Here is a 26,003-nt window from a genome sequence, read left to right as displayed (position 1 = left end):
GCGGCCCTCTCACGCGTTTACGCGACCTGCGTCAGATTCTGCAACATCTGGTCGGCGGCGGTAATCGCCTTGGAATTCATTTCGAACGAGCGCTGGGCCGTGATCATGTCGACCAGCTCCTGCGTCACATTGACGTTGGAGCTTTCCAGAAACCCCTGCTTGAGCGGGCCACGGTCATCCGTACCCGGATCGCCGACCTGGGGCGTACCGGAGGCCGCCGTTTCCTGATACAGATTGCCGCCTAGCTTGAGCATGCCCTGCGGGTTGATGAAGGTCGCCAACTGCATGGTGCCCGCCGTCTGCGGAGTCGGGTTGTTGACCAGCGTATACTGCACCAGCCCTTGCGCCGACACGGTCATATTGGTCGCCGTCGCAGGAATGTTGATGTTCGGGTTGAGGTTATAGCCCGAGGCCGTAACGATATCGCCATTGGCATTGCGGTGAAAGCTGCCGTCACGCGTGTACGCGGTCGACCCATCTGGCATCTGCACCTGAAAAAAACCGTCGCCGTTGATGGCCATATCGTAGCTCTGATTGCTACTGGTCAGCGAGCCCTGGCTCATATCGGTCGACGTCGCCACCCCGGCCGCGCCGGTACCGACCTGAAGACCGATGGGAACGCTGGAACCGGACGGCAGCTGCGAGCCCGGTTGACGCAAGGTCTGGTAGTAGAGATCCTGGAACACCGCGATCCCGCGCTTGAACGCCGTGGTATTCACGTTCGAAAGGTTGTTGGATACCGTGTCCAGTTTGAACTGGCTGGCATCCATCCCGGTTTTCGAGATATACAGCGAACGCATCATGCTGCGTCATCCTTTTATTGTTGATCTACGGGTCAACCGGAAATCGTCAGCAACTCGGTGGCCTGCCTATCGTCCTGATCGGCAGTCGTCATCAGCTTGGTGTTGAGGTCGAACATGCGGCTGTGCGAAATCATCTGCACGAGCGAATCGACAACATTGACATTACTGGACTCCAGATTACCGGAAACCAGCTGCACGGTCGGATCGACCGGCGCCTTGCTTCCGGCGGGAGCGGTGGCGGTGACATTCAGGTGAAACAGCCCATCCCCCCCCTTGTATACGGCTTTGGTGCCGGGGTTGACCAGCTTGATCTGTCCGACTTGCAACGGAGCGGCGGGCGCCCCCGTCTGCGAGGTCGCCATCACCGCGCCGTTGCTGCCGATCTCGATCTTCTGCCCAAGCGGGACCGTGATCGGAGCTCCGGTACTGCCGATGATGGGCAGCCCCCCGCGGGTCCGCATCATGCCGGTGTTGTCCAGCACATAGCCGCCGCTGCGCGTATAGGCTTCGCTGCCGTCCGGCGATTGCACGGCAAAGAAGCCGGGAGTGACCAGGGCAAAATCCTCGGCGTTGCCGGTGCGCTCCAGCGCGCCTTGGCTCATGTCCTGGCCGACGGTGTTGTCGGCTACGAACACACGGGTCGGAGCGCCTTGTCCCACCGCGGGCAAGGCGCGGAACGACACTTGGTCGGCCTTGAATCCGTTGGTGCTGGCGTTCGCCATATTGTTGCTGGTGGTGGCTTGCTGCCACTCAGCCTGCTTGGCGCCGCCCATGGCGAGAAAAAGCATCCGATCCACGATTTAAGCCTCTTTAGCCGTCGTATTACTGCAGGTTGACCAGGGTCTGCATGATGGAGTCCTGGGTCTTGATCGTCTGCGCATTGGCCTGGTAGTAGCGCTGCGCGGTGATCATGTTCACCAGCTCCGTGGTCAGATCGACGTTGGACGACTCCAGCGCCGACGACTGGATGGTACCGGCCCCGCCGGAACCCGGCGCATTGAGCTTCGCCGGGCCCGACCCGTAGGTTTCAGACCACAAATTATTGCCCGACGGCTGCAAGCCCTGCTGGTTGGTGAAACTGGCGAGCGCCACCTGCCCGACGGTCGAAGTCTGGCCGTTGGTGTACGAGGCCTGGATCACGCCGGAACGCGAGATATTGATCGCGGACAACTCGCCGGCCGCATAGCCGTCGTTGGTCAGCGTATTGGTACCGGAAGCCTGGCTGAACTGAGTCGAGTTCGCATAGTTGATGGAAAAATTCATCGGCGTCGTCGAGCCGTTCGCCGTCGGTGCGTTGTAGCTGACAACCAGAGCGGTGCTGCCACCCAGCGTGCCGGCGGTATCGAGCGCGCCGGTAGTGGTAAAGCCGAGCTTGGTGGTATTGCCGGTCGCCGTACCGTCGACGTAGGAGGTCACATCCCAGGTCGTTCCCGAGGTCGTGGCCGCATTCTTGACGTAGTACAGGGTCAAGGAGTGCGCATTGCCGAGCGAGTCGTACACGGTCGACGAATTCGACCAGTTGTAAGTGGCCGGATTGGTCGGATCGAGCGGCGATTGCGTCGGCACCGACTGGCTTGAATCGAGGTTGACGCCCATGCCGACCGTGGTCGATGCCGACGGGGCGATATTGGTCGTGTTCAACTGCAGATTGGCCAGCGAGCCCTGATTGATCACACCCTTGCTCGCCATCCAGCCTTGCAGATTGTCGCCGCTGGCATTGACCAGATAACCGTTGCGGTCGACGTGAAATTGCCCGTTGCGCGAGTACATCGCGCTGCCGGCCGCGGCGCCGGTCGTGGAGGAGGATGCCAGGCCTGCCGACACCACGAAGTAGCCGTTGTTGTTGATCGCGAGATCGAGGTTGTTGTCGGTCGTGGTGATATTGCCCTGCGCCATGTCCGGACGCACGGCGAGCGTGTCCACGCCGATGCCAGGCTGGGCCGACGGCGTACCGTAGAAGCTCGAGGCATACAAATCGCCAAACTCGATGGTCGAGCTCTTGAAGCCGACCGTGCTGGCGTTGGACACGTTGTTGCCGATCACATTCAACTGGTTGGATGCGGCATCCAGGCCGCTAAGTCCTTGCTGAAAACTCATGATGCTCTCCGATCAATCCACTCAGGAAATCTGCGCCACGCTGGCCATGCCAACGCGACTGCCGTTGCTCAGAACCAGCTGGGGGCTGCCGTTGCTGTCCCACGACACCGCGCTGATCACTTGATTATCGTAATTCTGCGTCGTCACGCCGGTCCCCTGCAGCGAGGCCTGCGACACGAAGCTGTAAGAACCGGCTGGCAGCGTATTGCCGCTGCTGTCCTTGCCGTTCCAGGTAAAGTTGTTCATGCCGGCCTTGGGATCCGGCACGTTCACGGTGTCGACCACATTGCCGCCGCTATCGAGCACATTGATATTCAAGGTGTCCGCCGCACCCGACAGCGACACACCCAGCACGGAGGGGGACTTGCCATCCCAGTCGACCTGATTGCCGACGACCAGTGCATGGCCGCCGATGGTCGATGCGGCCAGCAGCGATTGCGACGCCAGCTGCGACTGTTGCATGGCTTGCATGGTCTGGTTCAGCGTCTGCATGCTGCTGACCTGGCTGATCTGCGCCATCTGACTGGTAATCTGGCTGTTGTCCATCGGATTGCTCGGGTCCTGCGCCTGCAACTGCGTGACCAGCAAGGTCAGAAACTGGTTCTGGATCGCCTGCGCGCTGGCGGCGCCGGCGCCGGAACCGACGTTGCCGGACTTGCCCGCCGCATCGGCGCCGCCGGCCTTGGCCGGAGACGCCGCGCCTGCCGTTCCCGCTTGCTGGCCGTTCAATGCCGCATACGGATTGGCCGAGCTGGCTGAACCGGCCGGGCTGCTAGGGTTGGTACTGGCGATTGCGCTAGTCATTGTCGTCACCTTTCGCTATCTCACTGGCCCATCTGCAGTGTTTTCTGCAGCAGGGTCTTGGCGGTATTCATCACTTCAACGTTGGTCTGATACGAACGCGAAGCCGAGATCATGTCGGCCATTTCTTCCACCGGATTCACATTGGGCATGTTCACGTAGCCGCGCGCATCGGCCAGCGGGTTGGCCGGGTCGTACTTGAGAACCGGCGGCGTCGTATCTTCCACGACCGAAGTCACGCGCACACCGGCCACCTGCGGCTGATCGAGACTGACCGGAATCGCGGTAAACACCACATGACGCCCTCGATACGGCTGCCCGGTCGAACTGGTCGCGCTTTCTGCGTTGGCGATATTGCTCGCCACCAGATTCAGGCGCATCGACTGCGCCGTCAGCGCCGAGCCGGAAATAGTGAAGATGTTCGAGAGCGACATCGGTCTTATTCTCCCTTGATCGCCGAATTCAGATCGGAGATGCGGTGGTTCAGAAAGGTCAGTGTCGATTGATATTGCAAGGAATTATCGGTAAACGCGCCCCGTTCGACGTCCATGTCCACGGTGTTGCCATCGATACTGGGCTGGACCGCAGAACGATACTGCAGCTTGACGCCAAGATCGGCGTTGGCGCTGCCTTTCAACCCGAAATGGCGCGGATCGGTCGTCGTCAACCCCAGGCTCTGGTGCTGGCTCGCCGACAGCGCGTTCTTCATCGCCTGCCCGAAATCGAAATCGACCGCCTTGTAATTCGGCGTCTCGGCGTTAGCCATATTGCTGGCCAGCACCTCGCTGCGATACGCGCCAAGATCGAGCGCTCGCTGGTTGAAATCGAAATCCTTGGCAATTTTATCTAGCATGACCCTCTCCTGACCGCTCGGTTATAGCAGGAACCATGCCAACATAAATTACTTACACAATGCTATGATTATTATGAACTTTGCCCAGGATAGGCAGAAAAACGGCAAGCCACCCGCAAAGCGGGCGGCAAGAATTGCCGGTCGGGCTCGCAACGCTGCCGACGGCTTCAGTCTTCGATGATTTCGAAATCGTGGGTGATCTCGGCGGTCTTTCCCAGCATGATGGAGGCCGAGCAGTATTTTTCCGCCGACAGATCGATCGCACGCCGCACGGCTTCTTCCTTGACGCCTCGGCCGCTGACGACGAAATGCATGTGCAGGCGGGTAAACACCTTGGGCTCTTCCGACGCGCGCTCGGCGCTGACGTCGACCCGGCAGTCGCGGACATCCTGCCTCGCCTTGCGCAAAATGCTGACCACGTCGTAGCTGGTGCAGCCGGCGGTGCCGAGCAGCAGCAGCTCCATCGGCCGCGGCCCGAGATTGCGCCCCCCTCCTTCCGGTGCACCATCCATCACCACGGCATGACCGCTGCCGCTTTCACCCAGGAAACAGACGCCATCCACCCACTTCACCGTCGCTTTCATCCACTTTCTCCTATGGTTTAAGCCCCAGACTACCATCAGCGATTTGGGGGATGAAAGAATAGACGGTAAAATGCAAAGATTGCACTGTTATAAGACCATCATGCTGGTACTCGGTATCGAATCCTCCTGCGACGAGACGGGCGTCGCGCTCTACCACACGGAGCGCGGACTGCTGGCTCATCAGCTGCACACTCAAATGGCGATGCACGCCGAATACGGGGGCGTGGTACCGGAACTGGCCAGCCGCGACCATATCCGCCGTGCCATCGCCCTGACCGAGGCCTGCCTCGCCGAAGCAGGCGTCACCCTGCGCGACCTGGACGCCATCGCCTACACTCGCGGGCCGGGCCTCGGCGGCGCCTTGCTCGTCGGCGCCAGCATCGCCAACGCACTGGCCTTCGGCCTCGACCTTCCCGTCATCGCCGTCCACCATCTGGAAGGTCACCTGCTGTCGCCGCTGCTGGCGACGCCGCGCCCGGCGTTTCCTTTCGTGGCGCTGCTGGTTTCCGGCGGCCACACCCAGTTGATGGCCGTACGCGGCATCGGCGACTATGAAGTTCTCGGCGAAACGCTGGACGACGCCGCCGGCGAAGCCTTCGACAAAACCGCCAAGCTGCTCGGCATAGACTACCCGGGCGGCCCCATCCTGTCGCGGCTGGCCGAACAGGGCACACCCGGCCGCTTTACCCTGCCGCGCCCCATGCTCAACTCGCCCGACCTGGACATGAGCTTCTCCGGCCTGAAGACCGCCGTCCTCACGCGCGTACGCGAAGAACAGTCCCGCCTTGGCGGCACGCTGGACGACGCCACTCGCAACGATATCTGCCATGCCTTCCAGCAAGCCATCGTCGAAGTTCTGTTGAAAAAATCGCTGAAAGCGCTCAAGCAGACCGGCATGCGCCGCCTGGTCGTCGCCGGCGGCGTCGGCGCCAACCGGCAGCTGCGCGAGGCGCTGGACCAGGCGGCCGCGCGCCGTGGCCTGCAGGTTTTCTATCCGCCGCTAGCGCTGTGCACCGACAACGGGGCCATGATCGCCCAGGCCGGCGCTCTGCGCATCGCCTTCGCCAGCCGCGACTACGGCTACAGCGTGGCGCCGCGCTGGGATCTGGGCAGCCTGCCCGCCGTCGCGCCGCGTTGACCTCACCCACGATATCCGCCCGGGCCGCCGGCCTGCGGCGCCACTAGAAACCGAGTCATGATCCAGCTGAAAAACCTGTCGCTGCGCCGGGGATTGAAAACCCTGCTCAGCGACGCCAATCTTACGCTCAACCCCGGCTACAAGGCTGGCGTGGTCGGCGCCAATGGCGCCGGCAAATCCAGCCTGTTCTCGCTATTGATGCAAGAATTGCACGCCGACACCGGCAGCGCCGACATCCCGCCGAACTGGGTGATCGCCCACGTCGCCCAGGAAACGCCGGCGCTGACAGTCAGCGCGCTGGAGTTCGTCCTCGACGGCGACCGGGAATTACGCGAGCTGCAACGGCAATTGCTGGCCGCCGAATCGGCCGACGACGGCGTGCGCATCGGTCATCTGCACGACGACCTCAGTCGCATCGACGCCTATTCCGCGGCATCGCGCGGCGCCCGCCTGCTGACCGGACTCGGCTTCGACACCGACGCCCAGACACGCCCTGTCGCCAGCTTCTCCGGCGGCTGGCGCATGCGGCTGAACCTGGCCCAGGCGCTGATGTGCCGCTCCGACCTGCTATTACTCGACGAGCCGACCAACCACCTGGACCTGGAGACGGTACTGTGGCTGGAAGACTGGCTGCAAGGCTATCCCGGCACCCTGCTGATCATTTCGCACGACCGCGATTTTCTCGATGCCGTCTGCAGCCATATCGTCGACTTCTCCAACCAGACGCTGACCTTGTACACCGGCAATTACAGCCAGTTCGAAGTCATGCGCGCGGAGCGCCTGTCGCGCCAGCAATCGGAGTACGACAAGCAACAACGGCAGATCGCCCATCTCGAATCGTTCATCACCCGCTTCAAGGCCAAGGCGTCCAAGGCGCGTCAGGCGCAAAGCCGGGTCAAGGCGCTGGAAAAACTGGAACGCATCACGGCGGTGCAGGTCGACTCGCCCTTCGACTTTCACTTCGAGACACCCGATAAAATGCCCAATCCGCTACTCAGCCTGGATTCGGTGCGAGTCGGGTACGGCGATGTCACCATTCTGTCGCAGCTGACGCTCTCGATCGAAGCGGGCAGCCGCATCGGATTGCTGGGCGTCAACGGCGCAGGCAAATCGACGCTGGTCAAATTGCTTTCAGGCGACCTCGCCCCCGCCGGCGGGCAAATGGTGACGGCGCAGACCCTGAAAATCGGCTATTTCGCCCAGCATCAGCTCGAAACGCTCCGCGAAGACGACTCTCCGCTTGCGCACATGACGCGGCTGGCGCCCACGGCGCGGGAACAAGAGTTGCGCACCTACCTCGGCGGCTTCAATTTCCGCAACGATACCGTGAGCGATCCGGTCGGCCCGATGTCCGGCGGCGAGAAGGCCCGGCTGGCGCTGGCGCTCATCGTCTGGCAAAAACCCAATCTGCTACTGCTCGACGAACCGACCAACCACCTCGACCTGGAAATGCGCCACGCGCTGACCATGGCGCTGCAGGACTTCTCCGGCGCACTGGTCGTGGTCTCGCACGACCGCGCCTTGCTCGAGTCGACCACCGACACCTTCTGGCTGATCGCGGACGGCAGCGCCCGCCCCTTTGACGGCGATCTGGAAGACTATCGCCAGTGGCGCCTGGAACAACTGGCGCTAGCCGGCAAACCATCCAGCGGAGATGCGCAGGGCGTCAACCGCAAGGAACAGAAACGGCTGGAGGCCGAAACACGGCAACGGCTCGCACGGGCGCGCAAACCCCTCGAGCAGCAACTCGCGCGGCTGGATAAGGAGTTGGCCGCACTGGGAGAAGAAAAAGCGGTTCTGGATGCCTTCCTGTCCTCGGGCGAAGCCTATGCTGCCGAGAACAGAGCCCGCCTGGCAGACAGCGTCCGGCAACAGGGCGAGGTCGCGAGTCGGCTCGCACAGGCCGAAGAACGTTGGCTGGAAGTGCAGGAACAGATAGAGGCGCTGGATGCGCGCGAGTGACGGTTTATCCACAGCAATCCGGGATAAGATTGTGGATAAGCTATGGAAAACTCGAAATTGTCCTTGCCGCAGAGAGACTTGGCTTCAATGCTCAATAAAAGAGCCTTTGATCTCCAAATAAAGCATAAAGTTCACACCGGGGCAAGAAACGGCCCCGGCCCCACCCGTCAGCCCATCCTGGCTTCCTGCGCCTCGTCCATATGCCGTATCGCCCACAACACCGCCTGCGACCGGCTATTGACATTGATCTTGCGAAACAGGTTGTAGATATGGGTCTTCACCGTGTGCTTGCTGACGAAGAGCGTATCGGCGATATCCTGGTTTGCCTTGCCCTGTGCGATCAGCTGCAGTATTTTCTGCTCCTTCGGCGTCAGGGCCGCCGCCATCTCCGGCCGCCCCACCTGCATGCCGCGATACCGCTCGAAAAAATGCTCCATGACTTTGCGCGGCAGCCAGTATTCGCCGCACAGCATGCCGGCTATCCCTTTCACCAACACCTCCTCGGCGCACAAATCGACGAACAGGCCCATCAGGCGCGGCTGCAGCACCAACGACTCGAGCGGCGTATCGCCCGCCAGGTTGATCACCGCCGTCCTGGCCGTCGGCGCCTGTCGCGACACCATATCCAGAATTTCGCCGACACGCTCGCCCCTCAACCCTTCCGCATCGATGACAACCAGGCTCTCCGGCGGCAATGCCGCCACCGTGGTTGCGCCATTCATGCCACAACTTGCGCATTTGACCGTCAGGCGTACCTCGATGCGGGCTGCCACATCCCTCCAGCCGGGCTGGTCGCTCATCATCAGCACATGATGCATAATCTCTCCCGTGCGCAACGGATACGATAATCCGGATCAAACATAGCTACGTCTCCGGCGGAGCCGGAGAATCCTCCAAAAGTAAGTTTCTCTAACGAGATAATAAACTCGTTGCTTTCATATTAATAACATTTTTTGACGTACTTGTCGCGATTGTCATGATTGGAAGGTAATTCGCAGCGCAAAGGTAAAAAGCCATTAAGCGCCCGCCCTGTCCGAACGCAAAAACGCCTCCACAAGGGAGGCGTCATCACAACGGGCCAGTCGGTCTCAGGCGAGAGACGGCTCTTTCATCAACAGCGTAGCCAGAGCGGCGATTTTCTGCTTCATCTCGCGACGATCGACGATCATGTCGATGGCGCCCTTCTGGATCAGAAACTCGGAACGCTGAAACCCTTCGGGCAAGGTCTCGCGGACCGTCTGCTCGATCACGCGCGGACCCGCGAAGCCGATCAGGGCGCCGGGCTCGCCTATCACCACGTCGCCGAGAAAGGCGAAGGACGCGGAAACCCCGCCCATGGTCGGATCGGTCAATACGGAAATGAAAGGCAGCCGGGCCTGCGTCAGCAGGTCGAGCGCCGCGCTCGTCTTGGCCATCTGCATCAGGGAATTGAGGCCTTCCTGCATCCGGGCGCCTCCGGAAGCGGAAACGCAGATGAAGGGTGCCCGCGCTTCGACGGCGGCGCGCACGCCGCGAACGAAGCGCTCGCCCACAACCGAGCCCATCGACCCGCCGATGAACTTGAATTCAAACGCCGCCACTACCGCCGGCACCGACTGGATGCTGCCCTGCATCACCACCATCGCATCGTCCTCGCCGGTATCGGCGGCGGCCGCGGTCAGGCGATCCTGGTAACGGCGGCTATCCTTGAACTTCAGGATATCGACCGGGACGACGTCGGCGCCGATCTCGCGGCGTCCTTCCTCGTCCAGCAACACCGCCAACCGGGCGCGCGCCGACAGGGGGTGATGATGGTTGCACTTCGGACATACCTGAAGATTGCTTTCCAGGTCCGTGTAGTACAACACGGCCTCGCAGGCAGAGCATTTACTCCACAACCCTTCCGGCACACCGGAAGGACGATCGCCACGGCCATCACGTTTGATTTTCGGTGGCAGGAGCTTGTTCAACCAGCTCATGCAGTCTCCTTACACATTTTCGATCGGGCGCCAGGCGCCCGGGCTGCCGGGCGCACTCCGCCCTCCCGGCATGGTCTAACGGATGGCGGCCTTCAATTCAGCCACCAGACGGGTAAGATTACCCGCGGCAGTCTGAGGCGAGGCCGCCTCGATTTCCTGCACCAGTCGACTACCGACGACGACAGCATCGGCCGCCACCGCGATGGCCCGTGCGGTCTCGGCATCGCGAATACCAAAGCCGACACCGATCGGGACTGGAATATTCTCTCTAAGGGCCGCAATTTTACCCGTTACCTCGGCAATGTCCAAATTAGCCGAGCCCGTAACCCCTTTTAGCGACACATAATAGACATATCCGCGCGCCAGGCGGCCGATTCGGGCCACCCGTTCGGCCGGCGTGGTCGGCGCCAGCAAAAAAATGGGATCGAGGCCGGACTGTTCCAGCAACGCAGCCAGCGACTCGATTTCCTCCGGCGGGCAATCGACGGTCAACACGCCGTCAACGCCGGCCGTGGCCGCCCTGAGGGCGAAGCCAGGCAAGCCCATCGCCAGAAACGGATTGAGATAGCCCATCAGCACCACCGGAGTCGAGGCATCGCGGCGACGGAATTCGGCCACCATGTCCAGCACAAGGGCCAGCGAAACGCCATGCTTCAGCGCGCGTTCGCTCGCGCGCTGAATGACGGGGCCATCCGCCATCGGATCGGAAAAAGGCACGCCGAGCTCGATGATATCGGCCCCACCGGCGACCAGCGCGTGCATCAGTTCTACGGTCATGCCGGGCTCGGGATCTCCCGCCGTGATAAACGGGATCAGCGCCCGGCCACCAGCCAGCGCTTTGAAACATGCGGCGATTCGCGACATCGATGGCTCCTTACAGGGTAATGCCGGACAGGGCGGCAACCGTGTTGATATCTTTATCGCCACGCCCCGACAGGTTGACCAGAATGACCTGGTCGCGCGACATGGCCGGGGCGGTACGGGCCGCCCAGGCCAGCGCATGGCTGGACTCCAGCGCAGGGATGATGCCTTCCAGATGGCAACAATCGTGGAAGGCGGCCAGTGCCTCATCATCGGTGACCGAATCGTACTCGGCACGACCGCTGTCTTTCAGATAACAATGCTCGGGCCCGACGCCCGGATAGTCGAGGCCGGCCGAAACCGAATGCGTCTCCATGACCAGGCCGTTGGCATCCTGCATCAAATACCCGTTGAAACCGTGCAGCACGCCGGGACGGCCGGCGGCCAGCGGAGCGGCATGGCGGCCACTGGCGATACCGTCGCCAGCCGCTTCCACGCCGACCAGACGGACGCCATCGACATCGATATACGGGTAAAAAATACCAATCGCATTAGAGCCGCCACCGACGCAGGCGACAACCACATCCGGCTGCCTGCCCGTCAGTTCGGGCATCTGTTGCTTGCACTCCTCGCCGATGATGGCCTGAAAGTCGCGAACCAGCATAGGATAAGGATGCGGACCGGCCGCCGTCCCCAGGATGTAGAAGGTCGAGTCCACATTGGTCACCCAGTCGCGCATGGCCTCGTTCAGCGCATCCTTCAGCGTGCGCGAACCGGACGAGACAGGCACCACGGTCGCGCCAAGCAATTTCATTCGATAGACGTTCGGCGACTGGCGTTTGACATCATCGGCGCCCATATACACCACGCACTCCATGCCGTAGCGGGCCGCAACCGTTGCGGAAGCGACGCCGTGCTGGCCGGCACCGGTCTCGGCGATGACCCGCCGCTTGCCCATCCGCCGCGCGAGCAAGGCCTGGCCGATGGTGTTGTTGATCTTGTGGGCGCCGGTATGGTTCAGATCTTCGCGCTTCAGATAGATCTGCGCACCACCGAGCCGCTCCGACCAGCGCCGGGCATGATAGATGGGCGAAGGCCGACCAACGTAGTATTTCAACTCGTGGCGATACTCGGCCCAGAAAGCCGGGTCGTTTCTGGCCCGCGCATACTCGACCTTGAGTTCTTCCAGCGCCGCCACCAAGGTTTCTGCGACGTACATACCGCCATAGGGGCCAAAATGGCCGCCTGCGTCCGGCAAATCATACTGACCCATGCTTGGCTCCCTTGATGAACGCCGCCATGCGGGCGGCATCCTTGATTCCCTTGCCCGATTCAACACCGCTAGACACATCGACAGCCGCCGGGCGCACCCGGCTGACGGCCTCGGCGATAGTATGCTCGTCCAGCCCCCCCGATAGAATCAGCGGCAACGACACGCCGCCGGAAGGCAGCAGATCCCAGTCGAAACGACAGCCGGTACCGCCATGTGTCCCTTCGACATAAGCGTCCGTCAGCAAACCGCGCGCATCGTGATACTGCCGCGCAAGTTCGGCCAGGTCGACGCCGCCCTCGCGGACGCGCACGGCCTTCAGATAAGGACGGGCGAAGGAGCGGCAGAACGCGGCCGTTTCCTCGCCGTGAAACTGCAGGATATCGACCGGACAGCCTTCAAGCACGCTCTCGACCAAGGCGCGCTCGGGATTGACGAACAGAGCGACGACACTCACGAACGGCGGCAGGGCCGCAACGATCGCGCGCGCCTGCCCGATGGACACATGGCGCGGGCTTTTTTCGTAAAACACCAGGCCGATGGCATCGGCGCCAAGCTCGGCAGCCAATGCCCCATCGGCGGGACGGGTAATGCCGCAAATTTTAACGCGGGTTGTCATCTCATCTCCACAAGGTCAAGCGCCCGGGGTCGGCCCTCGTCATCAGGTCGAATTCCGCCGGATAGCCGACGCCGGTCAGATACAGGCCGTCCGGCATGAAAGTCGGAGGAGCGCAGGTGCGGTCGCACTGCGCAAGCAGGTCCGCCATGGCGGCGGCGGACAAGCGCCCCTTGCCGACGTAAACCAGGGCACCCACGATATTGCGTACCATATGGTGCAGAAAGGCATCCGCTTCGAGATCGAAGCGGAACACGCCATCGTAGGCGTCGATATCCAGACGTTGCAGGTTTTTCAGCGGAGAGCGGGCCTGACACTCCGCCGCGCGGAAGCTGGAAAAATCGTGTTCGCCCAGCAAATGCCCGGCGGCCTCGCGCATGGCGTCGATGTCCAGGGGCTGATGAAACCAGCCTACCCGCCCTGCCCCCATGGCCGGCCGGACCGGATGATTCAGCAGAAAATAACTGTAACGGCGCGAAAAGGCGGAAAAACGGGCATGAAAACGCTCATCCACCGGCCGCGCCCACAATACGGCGACAGCCGGCGGCAAATGGCTATTGACTCCGCGGACCCAGGCGGTCTGCGGCCGTTCGACATCGCAATCGAAATGAACCACTTGCATCAGGGCGTGAACGCCGGCATCGGTGCGGCCGGCCGCTACGGTGGCGATCGGCCGTCCGGCTATTTTCGCAAGCGCACGTTCCAGCATATCCTGTACGGTATTGCCATGCGGCTGGGTCTGCCAGCCGGCCACCTCCCGGCCATCGTATTCGACACCCAGCGCAATTCTCATCCCGACACCTTCGCCAGATCGCCGCCGCATTCTGCAACGCATCGGTCCGGCCAAATTCTTCAATCGTTTACTCTACCCTATCCACCCGAAACACCGCCAGCCCTGAAACGTCGGCCTCAGAGGCCGGCTTCCTTCAGCAAGGCATCGGCCGTCTCGTTATCGCCCATCTCGCGGTACAAGCGGGCCAGGGCTTCGGTATCCGGCTCCCCGGCGGCGGCAGAGGGTGGTGGCGCCGCGGCCGCGGGCGTGATCCCGGCCGGATTATCAAACAGGCCCGCCATTTCCAGCGGCGTCTCGGGCCCCCGTGGCTCGGGTGCGGCCACGGGGCCGTCCTCCGCCTCGCCTGCGAGCGCCCCATCGGCAAACAAGGGCTCTCCCGGTGCCAGGCGCAGGCCAATGGCGGCGACGGCCCGCCACATCGGGCTCCCGGCCCCGAACAAACGCCTGGCCTGCCGCGCCTCGTCGATAAACCCGGGAACGTCGGGTTGAGCCGCCAGAACTTCGAGCAGCTTGAAGCGCAGGTCGTGCCGCATCGAATGATGTTCGAGCGCTTCACGCAGCAGCAGGCTTGCCGCAAGCCAGCGCCCCTGTCCGGCCAGACGATCGGCCTCGACCAGAGGATCGCTCATGATGGGCTCCGACTCCCCGCCGGCAGGCGCAGCGGATTCAGCCCCCCCCTCGTCCTCCTTACGGCGGCGACGGGCGAGTAATCCGGCGGCGGCGGCGGCGGCGAACGCGATGGCCCCTGCCCCGACCCAGGCGTAATCGGCGGTAGTGAACAAGCCGTTACCGAGGCTCAAACGATGGGCGCCGCCCGAGACAACGACACGCGGCATCCCGCTGTCGGCTACCGGCGCCGGCTCGGCAGGGCGTGCCATCTGGCGGATTTTTTCCTGTAGCGCGCGCGAACGCGCATGCGCCTCGGCCAGCAGCGCCTCTTGCTGCTTCAGGTGCGCATGCAGGCGCGCCTCCTGTTGCAGCCGCGCGTCCAGCATCGCATCCATGGCTGGTGCCGAGGCGGCAGGAGCCTGAACCGGAGCGGAAGCCGCGGCCGGCGCGGAACCCGATGCAGGCCTCACCGCTGCGCTTGCGGCGGCCGGTTTGGCCAGCGCTTTGTGCGCGAGAGCGGGAGGCGCCCACTGGCGCGGATAGAGCAGACGCGCCCCCGCCTTGAGCCGATTGACGTCGCCATCGACAAAAGCCCCCGGATTGGCCCGGAACAACAGGTCGACGGCCGACTGCAGGGCTTGCCCATGATGCATGCGCTGCGCGATGACGGACAGCGAATCGCCGGGCAGGACGCGATAGATCCGGAACGGAAGCGGATGCGCCCCCAGGGTCCGCTCGGACACCGTAAAGGCGCCATCGCGCGGTTCGATAGTGTAGCGCTTGCCGAGATGCGCGCGCCCGACGGCGACATCGAGCCGGAACGTCAGCACGGGGGTATCGATGGGTACGGACGAGGTCAACAGCAGGTGCTGGCGACCGGATGGCACCGTCTGGATAGTGTGCGAGATGTCGGCGATCATCTGCGCCTGAGCCAGGGCCAGTCTACCTCCGTCAGCGACCGGGATCAGGCGTACGGCGACATGATCGTGGGCCGAGAGCGCGCTGCCGAACAGCTCGGCTTCGGCCGAGAACGGCTCACCGGGCAACGATCTGACCTTCAGTTCGCCCAGACCGATGCTGTCGAGCCGCGGAAACGGCTGCGGTGGCGGAAACTGTTTCTTGCCGCCGTCGTCCCGCGCGGGGGCCGGTTCGTTCCGGTGTGGACCATCGTGCCGGTAATCAACCTGAAACTCGCGAACATCGCGCCCCGAAGGCCAGTCCATCTCGACCGCGAAACGCAGGACATCCTCGGCGAAGCGGTCAGGGCCGCTGATCAGAATACCGTCGACGCTGCCATCCGCGCGCTTGCGAAGGGTAAAACTCAGTTGCGAGGCGCCGTCGCTATAGGGCGACAGCAACGGAAAGGCATTGCGGTCGGCCAGCCTGACAGCGGCGGCATCGCCTGGCGCCTCGTCGATCACGGGCACCAGTGCGGAGAAGCGATCGCCATCCGACGACAACACACGGATCGGCCCCAATCCGGCCCAGGCGGCCGACATGAAGCCAAGCCCGGCCAAAGCCAACACCAGTCGAGTCTTATGAAATATCGGCTTCACCCTTACCCCTTCATACATTGGTTTATCGCGCTCATACGATGGAAGCCAGCAACGCTTCGGCTTGTTCTTTCAGCTCGCCCTGCGACTCGCGGATCAGGTCGCCGAGCACTTCGCGCGCGCCGTCACGATCGCCCATGTCGAGATAGACGCGAGCGAGGTCGAGTTTGGTCGAGCCGGCATCCATCGCTTCGTCGCGCATCGGCATGACCGCCGTCTTCGCGGGTTCGGCAAAATCGTCGGGGGGCATTTCAAATGCCATTTCGGCGACCGGCGCGGCCGCGGTGGCCGGCGACGGGGTCGCCGGTTTCTCTATGGCAAAATCGAAATCCAGCATGTCGTTGCCCTTGTCTGCCGCCGTCGGCACGACTGGGGCCGTCATCATCGAGTCGGACAGATCGAACGCCGCCGGCTCGGGCACAGGCGGCGCCGCTGGCGCGAAACCGCCCGAGTCCAGCCCATCCATTTCCAGCACCGCTTCGCGCAACGGCGCAACGGCGGGGGGGACGGATGAACCGGGTTGATAGAGCGGATTTTCCGGATCGATCGCGCTGCCCTGGGCGGCAACGCGCTGCCAGGCCGCACCCCGGCCGTCGTACAGGGCATGAACCTCGCGCGCCAGAACCTCGAAGCGTACCGTGTCGGGACGGGCGGCATACAGGTCAAGCAGGCGCTGACGCGCATCCTGATGCGAAGACTCGTACAGCATGGCCTCTTTCAGCAAATCTTCGGCACGCATCTCCTCGCCCTGGGCCAGCAAGGCCTCGGCCTCGGCAATCAGATCGCGGCGTTTCGGGCGCGCAGCGGTCTTCGCCGCAGCATGCGAGCGGCGGCGCTTGACGATCCAGATCGTCAGCAGAAACAGGACGGCGGCGATCAGGGCGCCGACGCCCATCTGGCGCCAGTGGCTGCGCCACCAGGGCGGAGGGGCCTTCGACGATTCGAGCGCCTTGAGTTGCTGTTCGAGCTCCGCGATATGCGAGCGCTCCTGCTTGAGCGCACGCTCGCGCTCGTCGACCTTGCCGCGAAGCTGCAGCAGCCTCGCCTCGTCGACCCGTGGAGCCGAAGCCGGCAGGGGGGCGCTAGCGGGATGGACGGCCTGAACGGCGGGAACGGGGGCGGAAACAGGCACGGCGGGAGCAAGGTCCGTCCGCGCGACAGGCGCAGACGCCGGACGGACGGGCGCCGGGCGCACGGCATGGCGCGCATGCGAGTGAGAGTGCGAGTGCGAAGGCGCGACCGCGCGCCGCGTTTCGGCGACAAGCGGGGCCGATGCGGCTTCGTCAGCGGGAGGATCGAGCAGCACGATATACTCGCGTCGCTGCACCCCGCCCCCGGTTCGCGCCTCCAGGACAAAGTGCAGATAGGGTTCCGCGACCGGGCTCTGGGAACTCAGCCGGATGCTTGCGCCATGCGCCGTCTTCGTCACGGAGAAGCGCAAGGTCTCCAGCACCGGGACATAGTCGATGTTGAAACTCTTGAATACCGGGCGTCCTGCCAATCCGACCTTGAGGGCGGACAGATCCGCCTCGCGCATGTCGGTCAGCGCGATTTCGCCGGAAAAAGGCTCGCCCAGATGCGAGCGGACATGGAGCTTGCCGAGAGCGGCCCAAGCCTGGGCCGAAAGCAGCAAAATCAGCAGCGCGACGGCAAAACGCAATTTAACTGGCACCATCCACCCTCAGGAGCAAAACGTTTAGCTGTAAATACCCGGATATTAGGCGTAAATGGCCCGATAAGCCAGACCGTGCCTCGCTCCAGGCACGTACGGCGCACTTTTCCCCGCGCCCGTAGGCTGATTCAATTCGTGGACAAGCGCCCCTGACGCAGCAAGGTTTCTGCCAGTTTCACGCAATTGAGCGCCGCCCCGACCCTGACATTGTCCGCCGTCAGCCAGAAACTGACGACATTTCCATCGACGCGGACACGGCTGACCCAGACAGAATCGTTGCCGGCCACTTCCATCGGCGTGGCATAGCCATCGTCGCGTTCGGGCAGATCCACCACATGCAATCCGCCTGCCGCAAACAGCTGGCGCGCACGCACGGGGTCCAGCGCCGCGTCGAGCTCGACGTTCACCGACCAGCCATGGCCAAAGAAAACCGGTACGCGCACACACGTCGCTTCGACCCGCAGCGCCGGCAAGCCGAGCACGCGACGCAACTCGGCGCGCACCGAGGCTTCTTCCTCGCTGACGCCGTCGGCATCCAGCGCGCCGATACGCGGCAGCACGTTGAATGCAATGCGTTTGGCATAGACTTCGCGTTCCAGTTCGCGCTGCGCAAACAGGGCGGTGGTCTGATTGGCCAACTCCTCCATCGCCGCCTGCCCCGAGCCCGATACCGACTGATACGTCGACACGGTCACCCGCTGCGGTGCATTGGGAGACAGGGCGTTCAGCGCCAATGCCAGCGGCGTGACCGTGCAATTGGGCGTAGCCAGCAGCGAGGCGTCGTCGAGGACTGCGCGCGCGGCGTCGTCGATGCCGCTCACGGCCAGCGGGACGCCGTCGTCTTCGCGAAACGCCGAACTGAAATCGATGACGCTCGCGCCCGCCGCCCGCGCATCGGGCACATAGCGGCGCGCAGCGTCACTGCCGGCGGCAAACAGGGCCAAGGCCACGTTATCGAAAGCGAAGCTGTCGAGCGCATGGACTTCCAGTTCCAGATTGCCGCAGGACACGGTTTCCCCATCGACGTCGCCGACATCGACGGCAAATACCCGCGACGCGGGAAACTGGCGTTCGGCCAGCAGTTCGAGGATAGAGCGGCCAACCAGTCCGGTGGCACCGACTACGGCGATCTGAATCGTTTGCGACATATATAGTAAATCCAGTAAAGAGTCTTGCAATGGCAAATGGCCCGCCTGCTCCGGTCCGCGGCAAACGGGGGCAACAACGCCGCGGGGCGCCAGGGGGTAAACCCATGGCGCCCCGCGGCGCATGCCTGAAAGCCATCTTCGCACCGAACGCAGGTTCGGGCGTCATTCTACCTCGCTGCGAGCCCGCGCGGCAGCCTCACGCCGGCAAAACCGATGTCGCGCGCCCTTCAGCGCTCGATCAGGATCTGCAGCATGCGCCGCAAGGGCTCGGCCGCCCCCCACAGCAGCTGGTCGCCGACGGTAAAAGCGGACAGGTAGTCGCCACCCATCGCCAGCTTGCGCAAACGTCCGACCGGGGTCGTCAACGTCCCGGTCACGGCAGCCGGGCTCAGCTCGCGCATCGAGGCTTCGCGCGTATTCGGCACCACGCGCGCCCATGGGTTGGCAGCGGCCAGCAGGGCTTCGATCTCGTCGAGCGGAATGTCGCGCACAAGCTTGATGGTCAGCGCCTGGCTATGGCAGCGCATGGCCCCCACGCGCACGCACAGCCCATCGACCGGAATCGGGCTCGCGCCGCGACCGAGAATCTTGTTGGTTTCCGCCCCGCCTTTCCACTCTTCCTTCGACTGCCCGTTGCCGAGATCCTTGTCGATCCAGGGAATCAGGCTACCGGCGAGCGGTACGCCGAAATGCTCGGTCGGAAAGGCCGCCGAACGCTGGGTATCGGCGACGGCGCGGTCGATATCCAGGATCGCGGATGCGGGATCGGCCAGGCGATCGGCCACGGCGGCATGAATCGCTCCCATGCCGGAAATCAGTTCACGCATATTCTGCGCACCGGCACCGCTGGCTGCCTGGTAGGTCATCGAGGTGACCCACTCGACGAGGCCGTTCTGAAACAGGCCGCCCAGCGCCATCAGCATCAGCGAGACCGTGCAGTTGCCGCCGATGTAGTCCTTGACGCCTGCCGCCAGCCCCGCGTCGATCACATTGCGGTTGACCGGATCGAGGATGATGATCGCGCGCTCGTCCATGCGCAGCGTCGACGCGGCATCGACCCAATAGCCGTTCCAGCCGGCCGCACGCAGCCGCGGGTACACGTCGCCGGTGTAATCGCCGCCTTGACAGGTGACGATCACATCCATGGTTTTCAGTTCGTCGATCGAGCGCGCATCTTTCAGCGGCGGCACCGCCTTCCCTATGGCGGGCGCGGCACCGCCGACGTTCGAGGTGGTGAAGAACACCGGTTCGGCGATCCGGCTGAAATCGCCCTCTTCCTGCATGCGCTGCATCAGCACGGAACCCACCATGCCCCGCCATCCGACGAATCCGACTCTCATTCTGATTCCTTCCTCAATAGACCTTGCGATTATCGGGCCGCTGGCGCCAGGCGGCGCCGCGACCGTTGTTATGCCGGACGCCACCTTGCGGCGGCAACCGGTTGCCACGACCTTGCTACAGCGCGGCCACCACGGCGTCGCCCATGCCGGAGCAGCTCACGCGCCGGCTGCCCGCCTGCGCGATGTCGCCGGTGCGATAGCCTTCGGCCAGCACGCGCTTCACTGCGTTTTCGATGCGCGTCGCCGCGTCTTCGCGATTGAAGGTATACCGCATCATCATCGCCGCCGACAGGATGGTCGCCAGCGGATTGGCCAAATCCTTGCCGGCGATATCGGGCGCCGAACCGTGGCTGGGTTCGTACAACCCCTTATTGTTTTCGTCGAGCGAAGCCGAAGGCAACATGCCGATCGACCCCGTCAGCATCGACGCCTCGTCGCTCAGGATATCGCCGAAAATATTGCCGGTCACCATCACGTCGAACTGCTTGGGATTGCGCACCAGCTGCATGGCCGCGTTATCGACATACATGTGGCTGAGCGTCACCTCGGGGTAGTCGCGCGCCACATCGATCATGATTTCCTTCCAGAACTCGGTCGTCTCCAGCACATTGGCCTTGTCGACCGAACACAGGCGGCGATTGCGCTTCATGGCGATGGCGAAGGCCACATGTGCGATGCGACGGACTTCGCTCTCGCTGTAGCGCATGGTGTTGTACGCTTCGCGCTCGCCGAGTTCGTTGACCGATATTCCGCGCGGTTGCCCGAAGTAGATATCGCCGGTCAGCTCGCGCACGATCATGATGTTCAACCCGGAGACCACTTCCGGCTTCAGCGTCGAGGCGTCGGCCAGCTCGGGGTAGAGCACGGCCGGGCGCAGGTTGGCAAACAGCCCCAGGTCCTTGCGGATCGCGAGCAAGCCGCGCTCGGGGCGCAGGGGCCGGTCAAGCTGGTCGTACTGCGGCCCGCCGACGGCTCCGAGCAGTACGGCGTCCGCCGCGCGGACGAGGGTCTGCGTGGCCTCGGGATAAGGCTGGCCATACTGATCGTAAGCGGCGCCGCCCAGCGGAGCCTGCTCGATTTCGATGGGAAGCCCGTCTGCGCGCAAGGCGTCGAGAACCCTCAAGGTCTGGCCGACGATTTCCGGCCCGATGCCGTCACCCGGCAATACGGCGATTTTCATTGCTTCTTTTCCTTATTTCAGGCAAACAGCCACGGTTGTTCGATGCGACGGCGCTCTTCGAACGCCCGAATGGCGTCGGCATGATGCAAAGTCAGGCCGATCTCGTCCAATCCCTTGAGCAGACAATCCTTGCGATGGCCGGTGATATCGAATGCCCACGAAGCGCCGGACGGCGCGGTCACGCGCTGCAAGGCCAGATCGACATGCAGCGTATACCCCTCGTGCGCGAAACACTCGGCAAACAGGGTCTCGACGACGGCGGCGTCCAGGACAATCGGCAGCACGCCGTTCTTGTAGCAGTTATTGAAGAAAATATCGGCGAAACTCGGCGCAATCACCACGCGGAAGCCATAATCCTCGAGTGCCCATGGCGCATGCTCGCGGCTGGAACCGCAGCCGAAATTTTCTCGTCCGAGCAAGACTTGCGCTCCGCGGTAACGCGGCTGGTTAAGCACGAAGTCGGGATTGGGGCGGCGGCTGGACGGATCCATTCCCGGCTCGCCGTGATCCAGATAACGCCATTCGTCGAACAGATTGGGGCCGAAACCGGAACGCTTGATCGATTTCAGGAATTGCTTGGGAATGATCGCGTCGGTATCGACATTGGCGCGATCGAGCGGGCATACCAGCCCGTCGAGAGTCGTGAACGCTTTCATGCGGTCAGCCTTTCAAAAAGTGCGGACATCGACAAAATGCCCGGCAATCGCCGCGGCTGTCGCCATGGCGGGACTGACCAGATGCGTACGACCGCCCTGGCCTTGGCGCCCTTCGAAATTGCGGTTGGATGTCGAGGCGCAGCGTTCGCCCGGCTCGAGCCGGTCAGCATTCATGGCCAGACACATTGAGCAACCCGGCTCGCGCCATTCGAAACCCGCCGCGAGAAAGATCCGGTCCAGCCCTTCCGCCTCGGCCTGGGCCTTGACCAGGCCGGAGCCCGGGACCACCAGCACCTGCGTCACCGAATCGGCCTTGCGACGCCCGCGCACGACGGCGGCGGCGGCACGCAGATCTTCGATGCGCGAATTGGTACAGGAACCGATAAAGACCTTGTCGACGGGAATCTCGGCAAGCGGAGTATTGGCATCCAGCCCCATATAGGCGAGCGCGCGCTCTATGCCGGCCCTGCGGGTGGCATCGGGTTCGGCCCTGGGGTCCGGCACCTTGGCGCCGATGGGCAACACCATTTCCGGCGAGGTGCCCCAGGTCACTTGCGGCTCGATTTCGGCACCGTCGAGCACGACTTCGTGGTCGAAGTGCGCATCGGGATCGGAAACCAGAGTCGCCCAGTAGGCCGACGCGCGCGCCCAGGCATCCGCCTTCGGTGCGAGCGGACGCCCCGCGACGTAATCGATGGTTTTCTGGTCGACGGCGACAAGACCGGCGCGCGCGCCCGCCTCGATCGCCATATTGCAGAGCGTCATGCGCCCTTCCATGGACAGGCCGCGAATGGCGCTGCCGGCGAATTCAATCGTGTAACCGGTGCCGCCTGCGGTCCCGATGCGCCCGATGACGGCCAGCGCAACATCCTTGGCGGTCACGCCGGCAGCAAGTTCGCCCGTGACGCAGACGCGCATGTTCCGGGCTTTCTTGGCCACCAGGCATTGCGTCGCCAGCACGTGTTCGACTTCGGAGGTGCCGATACCGAAAGCCAGCGCGCCAAAGGCGCCGTGGGTCGAAGTATGGCTGTCGCCGCACACCACCGTCATGCCGGGCAGAGTCGCGCCCTGCTCCGGTCCCATCACATGCACGATGCCCTGCGCCGCATCGCGGAAGGGAAAATAGGCGCGCGCGCCAAAGTGGGCGATATTGGCGTCCAGCGTTTCGACCTGCTGGCGCGAAACCGGATCGACGATGCCCCGTTCCCAGTGATCGGTCGGGGTGTTATGGTCGGCGGTCGCCACCACCGAGTCGCTGCGCCAGGGCGTTCGTCCGGCGAGTTTCAAGCCTTCGTAGGCCTGCGGGCTGGTCACTTCATGCACCAGATGGCGGTCGATGTAGAGCAAGACGGTGCCGTCGCTTCCTTCATGCACCACATGGCTGGACCAGAGCTTGTCGTATAGTGTTTGTGCGCTCATATCTCTTTGTCTACCTGTTCATGACCGGGAAACACGACGTCGTCCGTGGCCGGAATCGACAATTCGGGGAACCCGTTCGACGATGATCTCCGAACCATTCTTGCATAGCGTCCCGCGCTCGTACAAGCCCGGCATTGCGCAGCGCACACCAGGCCGGAAGCCATGCCCCGCAAGGCGCGTAGCGTTTTGGACAGCCTGTCCGAAATATCGGACGACCTGTCCGATCAGCCGCCGCCAACGGGCCCGGAATTTCAATTCGCAACCGCCGGCAGCGGCCGCAAGCCCTTGAGACAGACCGCGGCACCGATGAGTACGGCGCAAGCCGAAAGGCCAAAGGTCAGCACGACGCCGCCGTGCGGCCACAACGCCCCCGCCAGCAAACCCCCGGCGCTGCCCCCGACGCCGAAGGAGGCGATGATGTACACCCCCTGCGCCCGCGCCTGATGCTGCGGTGCGAAGAAACGATGAATAAGCCCGATCGAGGCGGCGTGATGAACGGCAAAACAAAGGGCATGCAAGGACTGCGACAGCACGGCCAGGACCGGATTGCCGATATCGAACGCGATCAGACCGAAGCGCGCCACGCCGCCGAGCAGCGAGGCCAGCATCAACCGTTCGAGGCTGAAGCGTCGCATGATGCGCGGCATAAACCAGAAAACGGCGATTTCGCTAAGCACGCCGACCGCCCACAGCCAGCCGATCACGCTGCTGGAATAGCCGGCCTGCTTGAGTCCTATCGAATAAAAGGTGTAGTAGGGCCCGAAGGCGAACGCCATCAGAAAACAGCAGAGAAACAAGACCAGCACCGGCCCGCGGCGCAGGGTATCCCCGAAGCGCACCACCGAGCGCAGGGTGTGCGTTATCGGGACCTCGGGTACCGTACAGGAGACGACGAAAATCATCCCCAGCAAGGCCAGCACCAGCCAGGGCATGCTGGCGATACCCAGCCATTGCATGACATAACCGCCACCGATGGCAACGATCATGTAACCGATCGACCCCCAGACCCGCACCCGGCTGTAGCGCCCCGGCTGCGCGCGGGTCAGATGTGCGGTACTGGCCTCGACCAGCGGCAAGGATGCCGTCCAGAACAGATGCAGCAAGGCCAGGCAGACGAAGAGCCAGCCGAAGGTCTTGCCATGCATGCAGAGCACAGCGAAAACCAGCAGTGCCAGCAGGGAGGTCGAGATAATGATGGGGCGCCGCCGGCCCTGACGGTCAGCCAGCCAGCCCCACAGCCCGGGCGCGACAATGCGAGCCAGCGTCGACAGCGCGATCAGGACCGAAATCTGCCACGGGTCGAACGCCAGGGAATCCAGGTACAGCCCCCAGAACGGCCCGAACAGGCCGTTGTAGGCAAAGTAGCAAAAATAGAAAGCGGCGAACGCCCGCAGCGGGGAATAAAGCGGCATGGCAATGATCCGGTGAAATACGGAACAAAACGCCCGGAGTCCCGCTGCCCCGGGAGACGGCGAAATCAGTACGTGCTTTTCAAGCGCTGTATCTCGCGTCGCGCCTTCTTCGTCGGACGACCGTCACCATGCGGGAAGCTGGCCCGTCCGGCGCTCAGCAAGGCCTGCTTCGCCTCACGGGCGGCCACCGACTCCGCCCCCTCCGAATACAAGGTCCGTGCCTCGACCGCTGGGCGCCGCTGGCCGGACAAGACGCGAACTTCGATGTGGTATTCGAGCTGATTGATACGGAGCAACAAGGCATCGCCCACGCGCGCCAGGCGGGACGATTTGGCACGTTCGCCATTGACCAGTACCCGCCCGAGGTCAAGTGCCTCGTGCGCGAGCTGCCGGGTCTTGAAAAAGCGGGCCGCCCACAACCACTTGTCGAGGCGAACCCGGTCGTCATCCTGCTCATTTGCCTGCGCCATTACTCGATGCTCCAGCTGGCGCTCACCAGGCCTGCCAGTTCGAGATCGACGCGATCGCCGAGGTGCAACGCTCCCACGCCTTCGGGTGTCCCGCTATAAATCAGATCGCCGTCCGCCAGGCCATATACCGACGAGATGTAGGCGATCAGCTCAGGGACCGGGAACACCATGTCGCGTACGACGCCATGCTGGCGGCGTACGCCATTGACGTCCAGATTGAACTCTAGCGCGGCCAGGTCGGACACGGAGGCGGCCGGAACCATCTCCGACAACCAGGCCGACCCGCGAAAGCCCTTGGCCAGCGCCCACGGATGCCCCTTCTTCTTCAACTCGGCCTGCACGTCGCGAGCGGTCAGATCGACGCCGATACCGTAGCCCGCCACATGTTCAAGGGCAGACGACGCAGGAATATCGACCCCGCCCTTGCCGATCAGGACCACCAGCTCGGCTTCGTGGTGTACGTCGGAGGAAAAGGACGGCAGGCTTGCCTTGCCGGGGGCAAGCAAGGCCGTCACGGGCTTGAGGAAAACCATAGGGTGCGCTTCGACGCGGCTACCCATTTCGGCGGCATGCGCGGCGTAGTTCCGGCCTATGCAATAGATGCTGGAAACCCGTGTATCGCGCCCGGCGATGCGCACATGCGTCATGTCACTCTCCTTGGTTTAGCCACTCATTATGACAAATTTTATTGAATGAATGAACCAAATTGAGTGCCTCTTTTGACTCGAATCAGCGCCATCCGCCCGCCATCGCCGCATCGCAAAAAAATGTCCTGAGCAAGACACATCTCACGTGCACACGTCATAAACTACTGGTAAAGTTTGAGTGACACGACCGCTCCGGGGAACCTCCCGGTCAATGCTGCAGA

Annotated in this window: 25 protein-coding genes; 2 read left to right on the top strand and 23 right to left on the bottom strand. The window is 63.2% G+C overall.

The window, feature by feature from the left end:
- Positions 1-17: 17 nt before the first annotated feature.
- The 7 genes from flgG to G520_RS0108805 all read right to left on the bottom strand — a co-directional run bounded on the left by flgG (position 18) and on the right by G520_RS0108805 (position 5,138).
- Positions 18-803 (bottom strand): flagellar basal-body rod protein FlgG, encoded by a 786-nt coding sequence (gene flgG, locus G520_RS0108835; protein WP_028535332.1) that lies wholly within the window; start codon positions 801-803, stop codon positions 18-20.
- Between the two features lie 32 nt (positions 804-835).
- Complete coding sequence (locus G520_RS0108830; RefSeq protein ID WP_246542774.1) at positions 836-1,591, bottom strand: flagellar basal body rod protein FlgF; 756 nt, start codon at positions 1,589-1,591, stop codon at positions 836-838.
- A 34-nt stretch (positions 1,592-1,625) separates the two neighbouring features.
- Entirely contained in the window at positions 1,626-2,900 is a 1,275-nt protein-coding gene (flgE, locus tag G520_RS0108825) for a flagellar hook protein FlgE (protein WP_028535330.1), read from the bottom strand.
- Between the two features lie 21 nt (positions 2,901-2,921).
- Positions 2,922-3,704, bottom strand: a complete 783-nt coding sequence (locus tag G520_RS22215; RefSeq protein ID WP_051229285.1) for a flagellar hook assembly protein FlgD — start codon at positions 3,702-3,704, stop codon at positions 2,922-2,924.
- A gap of 20 nt (positions 3,705-3,724) precedes the next feature.
- The gene (gene flgC / locus G520_RS0108815) at positions 3,725-4,135 is read right to left on the bottom strand and encodes a flagellar basal body rod protein FlgC (RefSeq protein WP_028535329.1); all 411 of its coding nucleotides are present in this window, start codon (positions 4,133-4,135) and stop codon (positions 3,725-3,727) included.
- Between the two features lie 5 nt (positions 4,136-4,140).
- Positions 4,141-4,554 carry a flagellar basal body rod protein FlgB gene (gene flgB / locus G520_RS0108810; protein ID WP_028535328.1) on the bottom strand — a complete coding sequence of 138 codons (414 nt, stop codon included), beginning with the start codon at positions 4,552-4,554 and terminating at the stop codon, positions 4,141-4,143.
- Positions 4,555-4,721: 167 nt separating this feature from the next.
- A complete protein-coding gene (locus tag G520_RS0108805) occupies positions 4,722-5,138 on the bottom strand; it encodes an OsmC family protein (protein ID WP_028535327.1) in 417 nt (138 codons plus the stop codon).
- 100 nt (positions 5,139-5,238) lie between these two features.
- On the opposite strand from G520_RS0108805, the gene tsaD reads away from it, so the two are divergent.
- Entirely contained in the window at positions 5,239-6,276 is a 1,038-nt protein-coding gene (gene tsaD / locus G520_RS0108800) for a tRNA (adenosine(37)-N6)-threonylcarbamoyltransferase complex transferase subunit TsaD (RefSeq protein ID WP_028535326.1), read from the top strand.
- 57 nt (positions 6,277-6,333) lie between these two features.
- Positions 6,334-8,238, top strand: coding sequence for an ATP-binding cassette domain-containing protein (locus G520_RS0108795; protein WP_028535325.1), 1,905 nt, complete (start codon positions 6,334-6,336; stop codon positions 8,236-8,238).
- Positions 8,239-8,405: 167 nt separating this feature from the next.
- Here G520_RS0108795 and G520_RS0108790 read toward each other — a convergent pair whose 3' ends face one another.
- From G520_RS0108790 to G520_RS0108715, 16 genes are all read right to left on the bottom strand, one after another.
- Entirely contained in the window at positions 8,406-9,056 is a 651-nt protein-coding gene (locus tag G520_RS0108790; protein ID WP_028535324.1) for a LuxR C-terminal-related transcriptional regulator, read from the bottom strand.
- Positions 9,057-9,326: 270 nt separating this feature from the next.
- Positions 9,327-10,196 (bottom strand): acetyl-CoA carboxylase, carboxyltransferase subunit beta, encoded by an 870-nt coding sequence (gene accD / locus G520_RS0108785; protein WP_028535323.1) that lies wholly within the window; start codon positions 10,194-10,196, stop codon positions 9,327-9,329.
- Positions 10,197-10,271: 75 nt separating this feature from the next.
- Positions 10,272-11,060, bottom strand: coding sequence for a tryptophan synthase subunit alpha (gene trpA, locus G520_RS0108780; protein WP_028535322.1), 789 nt, complete (start codon positions 11,058-11,060; stop codon positions 10,272-10,274).
- Positions 11,061-11,070: 10 nt separating this feature from the next.
- On the bottom strand, positions 11,071-12,270 hold the full coding sequence (gene trpB / locus G520_RS0108775) for a tryptophan synthase subunit beta (RefSeq protein ID WP_028535321.1): 1,200 nt from the start codon (positions 12,268-12,270) through the stop codon (positions 11,071-11,073).
- A complete protein-coding gene (locus G520_RS0108770; RefSeq protein ID WP_028535320.1) occupies positions 12,257-12,886 on the bottom strand; it encodes a phosphoribosylanthranilate isomerase in 630 nt (209 codons plus the stop codon). The genes trpB and G520_RS0108770 overlap by 14 nt, the downstream gene beginning before the upstream one ends.
- Before the next feature lies 1 nt (position 12,887).
- A complete protein-coding gene (gene truA / locus G520_RS0108765) occupies positions 12,888-13,676 on the bottom strand; it encodes a tRNA pseudouridine(38-40) synthase TruA (protein ID WP_028535319.1) in 789 nt (262 codons plus the stop codon).
- 116 nt (positions 13,677-13,792) lie between these two features.
- The gene (locus G520_RS0108760; protein WP_211222792.1) at positions 13,793-15,784 is read right to left on the bottom strand and encodes a type IV pilus assembly protein FimV; all 1,992 of its coding nucleotides are present in this window, start codon (positions 15,782-15,784) and stop codon (positions 13,793-13,795) included.
- Positions 15,785-15,872: 88 nt separating this feature from the next.
- Entirely contained in the window at positions 15,873-17,513 is a 1,641-nt protein-coding gene (locus G520_RS0108755) for a motility hub landmark protein FimV (RefSeq protein WP_028535317.1), read from the bottom strand.
- 125 nt (positions 17,514-17,638) lie between these two features.
- Positions 17,639-18,658, bottom strand: coding sequence for an aspartate-semialdehyde dehydrogenase (locus tag G520_RS0108750; protein WP_028535316.1), 1,020 nt, complete (start codon positions 18,656-18,658; stop codon positions 17,639-17,641).
- A gap of 227 nt (positions 18,659-18,885) precedes the next feature.
- Entirely contained in the window at positions 18,886-19,998 is a 1,113-nt protein-coding gene (asd, locus tag G520_RS0108745; protein WP_028535315.1) for an aspartate-semialdehyde dehydrogenase, read from the bottom strand.
- 115 nt (positions 19,999-20,113) lie between these two features.
- Entirely contained in the window at positions 20,114-21,178 is a 1,065-nt protein-coding gene (leuB, locus tag G520_RS0108740) for a 3-isopropylmalate dehydrogenase (RefSeq protein WP_028535314.1), read from the bottom strand.
- A 17-nt stretch (positions 21,179-21,195) separates the two neighbouring features.
- On the bottom strand, positions 21,196-21,834 hold the full coding sequence (leuD, locus tag G520_RS0108735) for a 3-isopropylmalate dehydratase small subunit (protein WP_028535313.1): 639 nt from the start codon (positions 21,832-21,834) through the stop codon (positions 21,196-21,198).
- 12 nt (positions 21,835-21,846) lie between these two features.
- On the bottom strand, positions 21,847-23,253 hold the full coding sequence (gene leuC / locus G520_RS0108730) for a 3-isopropylmalate dehydratase large subunit (RefSeq protein WP_028535312.1): 1,407 nt from the start codon (positions 23,251-23,253) through the stop codon (positions 21,847-21,849).
- A 251-nt stretch (positions 23,254-23,504) separates the two neighbouring features.
- The gene (locus tag G520_RS0108725) at positions 23,505-24,665 is read right to left on the bottom strand and encodes an MFS transporter (RefSeq protein WP_028535311.1); all 1,161 of its coding nucleotides are present in this window, start codon (positions 24,663-24,665) and stop codon (positions 23,505-23,507) included.
- Between the two features lie 65 nt (positions 24,666-24,730).
- Complete coding sequence (locus G520_RS0108720) at positions 24,731-25,135, bottom strand: RNA-binding S4 domain-containing protein (RefSeq protein WP_028535310.1); 405 nt, start codon at positions 25,133-25,135, stop codon at positions 24,731-24,733.
- Entirely contained in the window at positions 25,135-25,782 is a 648-nt protein-coding gene (locus G520_RS0108715) for a fumarylacetoacetate hydrolase family protein (protein ID WP_028535309.1), read from the bottom strand. Before G520_RS0108715 ends, G520_RS0108720 begins: the two co-directional genes overlap by 1 nt.
- Positions 25,783-26,003: the final 221 nt, after the last annotated feature.

Source organism: Paludibacterium yongneupense DSM 18731, from assembly GCF_000422925.1.
Lineage (GTDB): Bacteria > Pseudomonadota > Gammaproteobacteria > Burkholderiales > Chromobacteriaceae > Paludibacterium > Paludibacterium yongneupense.
This window is presented reverse-complemented; position numbering and strand designations above follow the sequence as displayed.

Bases quoted from the DNA above. Each gene is read 5' to 3' on its own strand.
- flgG (WP_028535332.1), bottom strand. From the start codon at position 803: ATGATGCGTTCGCTGTATATCTCGAAAACCGGGATGGATGCCAGCCAG.
- G520_RS0108830 (WP_246542774.1), bottom strand. From the start codon at position 1,591: ATGCTTTTTCTCGCCATGGGCGGCGCCAAGCAGGCTGAGTGGCAGCAA.
- flgE (WP_028535330.1), bottom strand. From the start codon at position 2,900: ATGAGTTTTCAGCAAGGACTTAGCGGCCTGGATGCCGCATCCAACCAG.
- G520_RS22215 (WP_051229285.1), bottom strand. From the start codon at position 3,704: ATGACTAGCGCAATCGCCAGTACCAACCCTAGCAGCCCGGCCGGTTCA.
- flgC (WP_028535329.1), bottom strand. From the start codon at position 4,135: ATGTCGCTCTCGAACATCTTCACTATTTCCGGCTCGGCGCTGACGGCG.
- flgB (WP_028535328.1), bottom strand. From the start codon at position 4,554: ATGCTAGATAAAATTGCCAAGGATTTCGATTTCAACCAGCGAGCGCTC.
- G520_RS0108805 (WP_028535327.1), bottom strand. From the start codon at position 5,138: ATGAAAGCGACGGTGAAGTGGGTGGATGGCGTCTGTTTCCTGGGTGAA.
- tsaD (WP_028535326.1), top strand. From the start codon at position 5,239: ATGCTGGTACTCGGTATCGAATCCTCCTGCGACGAGACGGGCGTCGCG.
- G520_RS0108795 (WP_028535325.1), top strand. From the start codon at position 6,334: ATGATCCAGCTGAAAAACCTGTCGCTGCGCCGGGGATTGAAAACCCTG.
- G520_RS0108790 (WP_028535324.1), bottom strand. From the start codon at position 9,056: ATGCATCATGTGCTGATGATGAGCGACCAGCCCGGCTGGAGGGATGTG.
- accD (WP_028535323.1), bottom strand. From the start codon at position 10,196: ATGAGCTGGTTGAACAAGCTCCTGCCACCGAAAATCAAACGTGATGGC.
- trpA (WP_028535322.1), bottom strand. From the start codon at position 11,060: ATGTCGCGAATCGCCGCATGTTTCAAAGCGCTGGCTGGTGGCCGGGCG.
- trpB (WP_028535321.1), bottom strand. From the start codon at position 12,270: ATGGGTCAGTATGATTTGCCGGACGCAGGCGGCCATTTTGGCCCCTAT.
- G520_RS0108770 (WP_028535320.1), bottom strand. From the start codon at position 12,886: ATGACAACCCGCGTTAAAATTTGCGGCATTACCCGTCCCGCCGATGGG.
- truA (WP_028535319.1), bottom strand. From the start codon at position 13,676: ATGAGAATTGCGCTGGGTGTCGAATACGATGGCCGGGAGGTGGCCGGC.
- G520_RS0108760 (WP_211222792.1), bottom strand. From the start codon at position 15,784: ATGTCGGCCGCCTGGGCCGGATTGGGGCCGATCCGTGTGTTGTCGTCG.
- G520_RS0108755 (WP_028535317.1), bottom strand. From the start codon at position 17,513: ATGGTGCCAGTTAAATTGCGTTTTGCCGTCGCGCTGCTGATTTTGCTG.
- G520_RS0108750 (WP_028535316.1), bottom strand. From the start codon at position 18,658: ATGTCGCAAACGATTCAGATCGCCGTAGTCGGTGCCACCGGACTGGTT.
- asd (WP_028535315.1), bottom strand. From the start codon at position 19,998: ATGAGAGTCGGATTCGTCGGATGGCGGGGCATGGTGGGTTCCGTGCTG.
- leuB (WP_028535314.1), bottom strand. From the start codon at position 21,178: ATGAAAATCGCCGTATTGCCGGGTGACGGCATCGGGCCGGAAATCGTC.
- leuD (WP_028535313.1), bottom strand. From the start codon at position 21,834: ATGAAAGCGTTCACGACTCTCGACGGGCTGGTATGCCCGCTCGATCGC.
- leuC (WP_028535312.1), bottom strand. From the start codon at position 23,253: ATGAGCGCACAAACACTATACGACAAGCTCTGGTCCAGCCATGTGGTG.
- G520_RS0108725 (WP_028535311.1), bottom strand. From the start codon at position 24,665: ATGCCGCTTTATTCCCCGCTGCGGGCGTTCGCCGCTTTCTATTTTTGC.
- G520_RS0108720 (WP_028535310.1), bottom strand. From the start codon at position 25,135: ATGGCGCAGGCAAATGAGCAGGATGACGACCGGGTTCGCCTCGACAAG.
- G520_RS0108715 (WP_028535309.1), bottom strand. From the start codon at position 25,782: ATGACGCATGTGCGCATCGCCGGGCGCGATACACGGGTTTCCAGCATC.